The organism is Butyrivibrio sp. XBB1001 (genome assembly GCF_000424505.1).
GTDB lineage: Bacteria > Bacillota > Clostridia > Lachnospirales > Lachnospiraceae > Butyrivibrio.
In genome coordinates this window covers 65,272-71,799 of sequence record NZ_AUKA01000017.1, presented here as the reverse complement: position 1 = coordinate 71,799, position 6,528 = coordinate 65,272, and the positions used below count along the sequence as shown (strand labels likewise).

Here is a 6,528-nt window from a genome sequence, read left to right as displayed (position 1 = left end):
GTAAAGGCTGATCATAGGGGATCCGTATCGTGCCCTTGCTTACGTCATAATCGGAGAGTTCCTCCGTAAATACAGCTGTAGCCTCATCACCAGGATAAATGCCCAGATGTTTCTTTGATGCTGCGAAATGAATGATATTACGACCTTTCCAATAAGTGGGCATCGACCAGGAGATCCGTTCCTCCGCGTCCGGCAGTGCATCACGAAGGATCTCCCGGATCTCCATTAATCTGGGCTTATATTTCTCATCCTGAGCAGCAATGTATTCATCAATATTCTGCGGTTTCACACAGTAATGGTCCTGGTTTTGTCTGCTGAACTCTCTGCCGCATTTCGGACATTTCCATGCCATGGCTTCACCTCTTCAAATCTCGATTTGTCTTAGTCTATTATCCTGAAACATAATCCTATATCTCTATCATTTTTCTTATCCCATTAGATATTACTTCAAATCCAAGTTTCTGATAAAAGCCTTCCTTCCCTTTGGCAGAAACACCACCAATAGTGGTAAATTTCCCTGTTGAAGAATTCTTTACAGCATAGTCAACAAGATAGTTAACTATCTTGGTTCCTATTCCCATACCTTGGTATTCCGGCAAAACCACTATTTCCTGCAGATACCAATACATCGCGCCATCGCCAACAAGCCTTCCCATTCCTATAAGTTCTCCGTCTTTCAAGACAGAGATATTTATAAGACCATTACTGAGTGCCTTTCTTGCATGCTCCACGGGAATATCTGCAAAACCTGTAGTAGCCCTAAGCCTCACAAAATCTTCCGGTTTCAAAACATTCTCAACAAGTTCGATCTTCTTGCCAATATATTCCTTGATCAATGCAATATCTTTTTTGTCCTTGTCTCGCCCAAGTTCCTGTTTCATCAGGATTAGGCCTTTGATAGAAATTACCGGAACGTTATCAACCATAACAATTGTATCTTTGATCCAGTTCTCAAGTACCTCTATGTTTTCACCGATTTCAAACTTCCTATTACCGCTTTCTGTAAAAGAAAACGAGTAGCCATCTGCCGCAAGTTGATCTGCCATCTTTGACGTGCATCCCATATCTATATCATGAGTTTGCTCTCGGATTCCGTACAGAACCATGGCGCTTCCTGTTATTATCCAGTATTCATCGCGGCTATATTGAAAATCATCCAGTATACTTATGATCTCTTGTTTGTTCATACTCTCACCTTTATTCCCAAAGCAACTATTTATTCCTTTTACTGCATATCTATTCCATTTTCTTTGCATATATCCTTAAATAATCTTCTCTAAGCATACCGTAAATATTATAGTCACAATAAACGGAAACCATTTTCCCTTGACGAACGGTTCCTTCTTTTATAAAACCACATTTTTCCATAACTTTATTTGAAGCCGCATTTCTCACATCCACCCGTCCATTCAATCGGTTAATTTCTGTGTTCTCAAATACAAACCGTAACACTTCCTTCAAAGCTTCTGTAGTAATTCCCATACTCCAGTACTCAGGATTAATCCTGTATGCTATATCGCCCATTCTGGCATTTTGAATATCAAATACTGCGATCATACCTACCACTTTATTGGTTTCTTTCAATACAATTCCCCAATCAAGATCAAGAGAAGGTTTTCTTTTTACCCAAGGACGTGGATCAATAAACATGAGTTCAGGATTTTTCTCGCCTTTGCTTGCTTTTCTTCCCCAATATGTATAGATTTCATCTCGCCCAAGCCACTCTCTTAAATCCGGAACATCATTTTCGTTAAGCACACGAATGATCAATCTGTCCGTTTCAAGAATTGGCTTGTCTATTGCATAATCATTTAACATAGTCTCCTCCATCTACTATCCCGATTTGTCATCGTCTATACTACTGGAAGTTAAACATCTTTAGCCATATAATTAAATCTTTTGACGGTTATGAACTGCACACAACTTACATACCTGCAGCTACTCCTTCCAAGAGATTTGTAATTCTGGTTCACTCATCTACTTACTGTAGGATTGGTGGAATCATGATTCACAGTAATTTTTCCTAGTGTAATCTTGCGCAATAACTTATCGTTTATTATTACTTCATGTTTGGGCAGGATTTCTTCCTGATAATACTCTCCATCCCAGTTTAGAAGCTCATCTGGCTCTTTATCATACTTACTAAAGTTCTGCTCGCCAGAGAGCTTCTTCGCATATTTTGAAGCAATCACATGCCTATTATGCATTTCAATGATAAGCTCTTCATTCAGTCCCGTTACTTCAAGCTGCAAGGGAGTCATGTTTAGATAAAGAGCTCTTGCCTCTCCTATAGTCTGTGATGTCAGCTCCTCATCGCGGCCAATCCCTGATCTGACCGCTTCCGCGTAGTATATCTGATCACATATACAAGTGTTCAAGGCAACCTTTTTAGCATAATCGCAGACGAACTGCGAATCAGGGCCGGCAGAAAAATGCGTATTCCACCAGTGCTTCGGATTTTCAGGATCATACAAGAGTGCCTGGTTTTGTACAAAGCTCTCTACTTCGTAAATGTAATATCCAAATTCTCTAAGAGTAATGTCTGTTCCGTCAACAGATATCACCGTATCATCCAGATGATCCTCATAGTCGAATCTTGTAAGCATTTTTCCGGCAATAGCAAAAAGAACCAACATGACGTTAGCTATGATTATGGCGATAATGGTTTTCTTATTGGATAATCTCATCAATACTCCTGAAAATGAAACTAACACTGTACCTACATTGACCTTATCACGCACACCTCAGAAATTATATAGTACCTTTTGTCAATACCAATCGTATGTTACTTTAATCAGTTAGTCACTTCAAATGACTTTATCAGATTCACCATCTCTATTGCTCCCTGTGCACATTCAAAGCCCTTATTGCCAGCCTTGGTACCAGCACGCTCAACGGCCTGCTCGATAGTATCTGTGGTGAGTACTCCGAACATCACAGGAATTCCAGAGTTCATACTGACCTGCAATCTAGACTTGAATCATCGGCCATAACCGTAGATACCCCAACCATGATCCCGGAGAGGTTTTTACGCAGTCTGTGAACATTTTTTCTGGCCGCATCCCCTGTGATCCACTTGGACTGGCCGCTTGATGTTGCTATCTTGCCATCTGCTGTCATAGCGTACTTCATCACCACATAGGGAAGTTTAGAAGCCATATATTTATTGAAAACTCTATTGAGCTTTTTACATTCTGCTTCCAACACTCCAACCTCTACCCTGATGCCGGTTTCTGCAAGAATTCTGGCGCCTTTCCCCGCCACAACAGGGTTCACATCCAAGGTTCCTATGACCACTCTCTCTATCCCGCTCTCAATTATCGCCTCTGTACAGGGCGGCGTTTTGCCGTAATGACAGCATGGCTCAAGAGTGACATACATTGTTGCTCCCTTTGGTGATTTCCTACAATTTTTCAGTGCGTTTCTCTCGGCGTGGAGCTCGCCATATTTCTCGTGGTAGCCCTCACCTATAATTTCCCCATCTTTGACAATCACTGCTCCCACCATGGGATTTGGGCTGACAAAGCCTGCACCTTTTCTGGCAAGTTCCAGGGCCCGTTCCATGTATTTTCTATCTTCCATCCTCTCCTCCAAAAAAAATTTAAATATTGAAAAAGCCCCGGAAACCTAAGCTCCGAGGCAAAAATAAACTCTTTTTCCAGTAATATAAAGGCATAACTGTAATACTTCATATCAGCGGCCTTGTAAAAAGAAAAGCTCTGAGATATAAAATCTCAGAGCAATACATTACTAAAAGAACCATCTTCTTCCATCCAGACTATACTGTCGGCTTCGGAATCACACCGAATCATGCCTTGCGGCTCGTGGGCTATACCACCGGTAGGGAATCACACCCTGCCCTGAAGATACTATTTAATTGTGTACATGATACCTCATGGTACTATATTAGTCAACTGTTTATCGAAAGAAGTGACAACAGATCAGTAAAAGCCCTGTAATACTTGAACTGATACTGATTCCACTGATTCTTTTTCCCAACACTTGTAATGATAAGTATGCACTCTTTTTGGTTTATGTCAAAAAATCTTATGATGAGCAGAGAGTATATCCCCCTGTTCACAAGAAAATCCTTGATGGCATGTGCGTGTGGAGGTAGCATCTCCAGGCGATTTATAACTACAAAATCCCCAAGGGAAAAATATTTCTCTTTTGCCTCACTATTAAGAATGCCCAGAACAAAATCAATGGCATCCTGATCATTTATAACACTACTACCCGTGGCATATCTGAACTTAAAGGGATTTCCTTCAAACAGCATAACATTTTGAAACTCAAAGGTTTCCGCAAATTCATTCATGAATTTCTCATAATTGTTATCTTTATTATGAAGAGCTGTATCAAACATCCTCACAATTACATCACCACAGGAAACATCTCTTTCATTCGCCATGCCAGAAGACTCATTCTTAAGCTTAATATCCTCCATAGTGCCATGCTTTTCCCGTGTGTAAACAATATATCTGTTTCTGCCCTTTTTCTTGGCCAGATACAGGCAGTGATCCGCCAGCATAAAAAGATCATCGTAGCAATCTGCATCATTCGGAAATACAGCTGCACCAATAGAAACCGAAAGAGGCGTATCCTTGTCCATCCCCTTGTCAGGAAAAGTTGAGCTAACCTTATTCTTGATGCCCTTTAGTATAGGCCTTATCTGATCCTCTGACATAATATTGTATAAAACAATAAAAAACTCATCTCCGCCAAAGCGCCCGGAAACACCATGCGTCCCTACTTCATTGGATATTATATCTGCCACTTTTTTGATAACTTCGTCGCCAAACTGATGACCATAGCTGTCATTGACGCTCTTAAAGAAGTCCACATCTATTATAGCTACAGCTGTTCCCTCAAGGCGCCTGTCATCTATCCTCTCCTTGGCAATCCTGATAATATCAGTCTTATCTATAAGACCGGTAAGGGAATCATGCTTGATATCATTAACCTTGATTAATTCGTTATCTCTTCTTAGCTGAATGTGACCTACTACACCCTCACTATTTGCTCCATAGAAAATAAAAGCCTCATCTAATACGGTATGTGTCACACTTGGATCATCACTTAAAATATTGCCATCTATTATAGTAGTGCTCCTGCCTACACCAGATTTAACCTGGGTTATAAAGCTCTTAACGGCATGCCGCTGCTCTTCATCCGCCTTAGCAAGCAAAAGCTCCTCAAATTCACTAATGGAATAAGTTCCTGTATCAAAATATGCACGCTCAGTATTATATATCTCCACTGTTCCAAGATCCTTGTCGTACTCAAAAAAAACATCCTCGTACAGATCAAGCTGTGTTCTATAAGCGTTAATTGCCTTCATTAGAGAAGAATGCGCATTTAAAAAATCCTGCGCATTGACTACAGTAAGCCTTATCAGATCATTATCATCCTGTGCCCGCATATAAGTGTAATACATAGTATCAGGAGCCAGGATTTTACTGGGATAAAAGGTGCCATCGCAATTCTTGATATTTTTTTTATATATTTCCATATCCTCGACGGCAATCAGCTCATACATAGGCTTAACAACAAAATCGCCAAGAGCATCATAAACTTCTGCATCTGCAGAAATTATCCTCTGATCATCTCTGGATATGATTATTTCATGAAAACTTACGTCTTTCATATGGCTATTCCTATCTGAATAACGATAATTAATCCCACATTAAAATTTTAATGCATAGGTTTTTTACGGTCAACACTTGTAATTTTCTTAATGTTGCACGCTATAACATTTTGTGCGATTTATTATAGCATATATTTATGTTTTTTCTAAAAAAATAATATCGCTTGCAGCGTTCTAGATTCTTTATGAAGAAAGCATGTTACTTGCAGCGTTCTAGATTCTTCATACAGAAAAAATAGCCCGGCACATCTGTGCCGGGCTATTCCGAATCATTTATGTTTGATTTTTATATATTATCCCTCAATAGCTATCAGATTCTTTTCTGGAATCTTCTTCTCCAAGGCTTTCTTGGCCAGTGTCAGCGTAAGTACACCGTGCCTGTAGGTAGCCTCAATGTCTTCCTTCTCTACATTATCGCCAATGTAGAAACTCCTTGTCATGGATCCTGCGTATCTCTCCTGCCTGATGAGTTTGCCCTTCTTGTCATTCTGGTCTTTATCAAGACCCTTAGCAGCGCTGATTGTAAGATAACCGTTATTAAGTTCTACTGTTATCTCTTCCTTCTTGAAGCCTGGCAGGTCGATTGATACTTCATAGTTGTCGTCCTTCTCCCTGATATCAGTCTTCATCATCCTGTTAGCTTTTCTGCCATAGAGTTTACGCTCCATGTCATCGAATTCTCTCATTGGGAAACCAAACAGATCATCAATAAAATTCTCTTCAAAAATACTAGGTGCTAACATAATACATACCTCCTTTGCACAAGAACAATTGTTAACTGTTATTGAGCATTGGGACGGAGGGTTTGGATCTTAGGAAGCTGTAAGTCCTAACGGTCTTCTCTGTTCCTTTGTTCTACTTTATATATAACACCATAATTA

At 40.0% G+C, this 6,528-nt stretch carries 6 protein-coding genes, 2 pseudogenes and 1 riboswitch; all 8 genes and pseudogenes read right to left on the bottom strand.

Annotation, left to right across the window (positions count from 1 at the left end; genetic code table 11):
* The coding region (locus G631_RS0113395) for an iron chaperone (protein WP_026489889.1) at nt 1–352 on the bottom strand (352 nt) is incomplete at its 3' end.
* Between the two features lie 55 nt (nt 353–407).
* Nucleotides 408–1,187, bottom strand: a complete 780-nt coding sequence (locus G631_RS20355) for a GNAT family N-acetyltransferase (protein WP_196803872.1) — start codon at nt 1,185–1,187, stop codon at nt 408–410.
* Nucleotides 1,188–1,236: 49 nt separating this feature from the next.
* On the bottom strand, nt 1,237–1,818 hold the full coding sequence (locus tag G631_RS0113385) for a GNAT family N-acetyltransferase (protein ID WP_035789834.1): 582 nt from the start codon (nt 1,816–1,818) through the stop codon (nt 1,237–1,239).
* 155 nt (nt 1,819–1,973) lie between these two features.
* Complete coding sequence (locus G631_RS0113380) at nt 1,974–2,687, bottom strand: hypothetical protein (RefSeq protein ID WP_026489887.1); 714 nt, start codon at nt 2,685–2,687, stop codon at nt 1,974–1,976.
* 107 nt (nt 2,688–2,794) lie between these two features.
* Nucleotides 2,795–2,962 (bottom strand): annotated as a pseudogene (locus G631_RS19250) (6,7-dimethyl-8-ribityllumazine synthase); the annotation flags it as partial.
* Nucleotides 2,962–3,582, bottom strand: a pseudogene (ribD, locus tag G631_RS19245) (bifunctional diaminohydroxyphosphoribosylaminopyrimidine deaminase/5-amino-6-(5-phosphoribosylamino)uracil reductase RibD); the annotation flags it as partial. The pseudogenes ribD and G631_RS19250, both read right to left, overlap by 1 nt.
* A gap of 175 nt (nt 3,583–3,757) precedes the next feature.
* Nucleotides 3,758–3,872: riboswitch (FMN riboswitch) on the bottom strand.
* A gap of 38 nt (nt 3,873–3,910) precedes the next feature.
* A complete protein-coding gene (locus tag G631_RS0113365; RefSeq protein ID WP_026489886.1) occupies nt 3,911–5,647 on the bottom strand; it encodes a GGDEF domain-containing protein in 1,737 nt (578 codons plus the stop codon).
* 293 nt (nt 5,648–5,940) lie between these two features.
* Nucleotides 5,941–6,390: an Hsp20/alpha crystallin family protein gene (locus G631_RS0113360; RefSeq protein ID WP_026489885.1), complete on the bottom strand. Its 450-nt coding sequence runs from the start codon at nt 6,388–6,390 to the stop codon at nt 5,941–5,943.
* Nucleotides 6,391–6,528: the final 138 nt, after the last annotated feature.